Origin of the sequence: Pseudomonas sp. B8(2017) (genome assembly GCF_002113575.1) — a bacterium.
GTDB classification, from domain to species: Bacteria; Pseudomonadota; Gammaproteobacteria; order Pseudomonadales; family Pseudomonadaceae; genus Aquipseudomonas; species Aquipseudomonas putida_Z.
Genome location: NZ_NEIO01000053.1, coordinates 1 through 916, shown reverse-complemented (window position 1 = coordinate 916; position 916 = coordinate 1). Strand labels below are relative to the sequence as shown.

Below are 916 nucleotides of genomic sequence, written 5' to 3'. Positions count from 1 at the left end.
CGCGAGGCCTACGCCCCGCGCCCGGATACAGGGCGCCCCTATCGCCTGGCAGACGATAGCGAAATCATCTTCCACCCGATGCACACCGACCAGTTGCGCCCCCTGCGCCAGGGTTATGTCTACGTACTGCTCGACCAGGAAATCTGGCAGGCCTACGAGGTAGCGGCGGAAGGTACCTTGCAGCGCTTTCCGGTATCGCAGATGCCCTTGGGGCCACCCAGGTCGTTACCCAAGGTATGCGCCACCGAAGGCCACGATGTGATCGCCTCGTTCATCAACATCGATACCCTGCTCTACCGCAAGGCCTGGATCGCCTTCGCCAACGACCCCTGGCCCCGTGCGGTACTCGACCGCTATCGGCAAGGCATCGCCGACAGTGACCCGGGCACCCTCGCCCGCTTCGTCGAAGTGGACCTGAACACCGCACGCAACGACCCTGCCAGCCTCGGCATCGCCATGACCGACAGCTTCCGCTTCGGCCTGGAACAGGTGCTTGAGTTCTCGACCTTTTCCTCTGCCAGGTTTACCAGCGCTCATGGCTTTTACAGCCGCCTGGGCCGCTGGCATGAAACCCGCACGCATGTGCGCAATGTCATCCAGCAGGAACAACTGCCCAATGGCCTGCTGGCGCTGACGCTGCCTGACCCGGTCGGCATGGTCATGGAGCTCAACGCGCAACGCACTGGCTGGGTGCAGGCCCTGCAGGAATGGCGGGCGCAGCCGCAGCGGCACTTCGAATACTTCACCTCACAAGCACTACTGGGCATCCGCGAATTGCACGCTGCCATGGCGGCCGTGCAGGGTGCCGAGGACGCGCAGCGGGAAGCCCGGCAGGTCGAGCAGTGGAACGACAGCCCGATCGCGGCCAAGGCGTATCTGCCGCCGGTGGACATCGACGCGCAGACCGAACGCAACA

General features: G+C 64.3%; 1 protein-coding gene. It reads left to right on the top strand.

The window, feature by feature from the left end; all coding sequences use genetic code 11:
* Nucleotides 1-916 (top strand): T6SS effector BTH_I2691 family protein (locus CAG22_RS26905; RefSeq protein ID WP_305880247.1); only part of this gene is annotated, 916 nt, incomplete at both ends.